Here is a 948-nt window from a genome sequence, read left to right on the forward strand (position 1 = left end):
CTTGGGTTCACGATGCAAGTGCAACACCTGCTACAGTGGTGTTGCGATGGGACAGTGTTATGGCCAGCTCAGCCTCGAGGAGCGCGTTGAGATTTATCGCCTGCATGCGGGCGGTATATCTCAAAATCAGAGTGCGGTTGCCCTGGGCCGGTCGCCTTCTACGATCAGTCGAGAGCTGAGGCGCAATTCCAAGCGAACGAAGGTCTGGGCCGGCGGCTACGAACCAGTCCGCGCCCAACAATTGGCCGAGCGGCGGAGGCGATGGGATTGTCGCTTCAAACTGGCGCGCCAGCCGGGCCTACGAAGACGCGTGGGCAAAAGCCTTGCGATGGGACATTCGCCGGAGCAGATCGCCGGCCGGCTGGCGCTGAAGCATGGTCGCGTCATCATCAGCCACGAGTCAATCTATCGCTTCATCTATCATCGCACCGCGCAGCAGGATTATTGGTACCTGCTGTTGCCACGTCACAAGAAGTTCCGAGGGCGTCGGCGGCGGGGCGGCAGCACCGCAAGCCTCATCAGACAACGGCGTTCGATCGCCGAACGGCCCATTGAGGTCGATAGCCGGCAGACCGCGGGGCATTGGGAAGCCGACTTCATAATGTTCTCCCGATCCGGACAGGGGCTCATGGTGCTGCACGAGCGACAAAGCCGCTTCAACCTGCTTCACCGCCAGGTCAGTCGAAAAGCTGTTCCAACAGCGCGAGCCATCGAACTCCGACTGGGGAAACTGCCACCGGCGATGCGCCAAACCATCAGCTTCGACAATGGAGGCGAGTTCGCCGAACACCATCGGCTTCACAAAGCCATCGGCGTCCAGACCTTCTTCCGTGATCCTCACAGCCCCTGGCAGAAAGGCGGCGTTGAAAACTCGATCGGTCGCTTGCGACGCTGGTTACCTCGCAAGACGGATCTCGACGACCTCACCACGGCGGACATCAGAAAGCA

The 948-nt window shown here is 60.4% G+C and carries 1 protein-coding gene; it reads left to right on the plus strand.

Going from position 1 to position 948, the window contains the following annotated elements; translation table 11 throughout:
- Positions 1–46 precede the first annotated feature (46 nt).
- Positions 47–948: IS30 family transposase (locus DY468_RS24530; protein ID WP_164608218.1), on the plus strand; the 902-nt coding region annotated here is incomplete at its 3' end.

It is taken from the genome of Rhodopseudomonas sp. BR0M22 (assembly GCF_010907035.1).
Taxonomy (GTDB): Bacteria; Pseudomonadota; Alphaproteobacteria; order Rhizobiales; family Xanthobacteraceae; genus Rhodopseudomonas.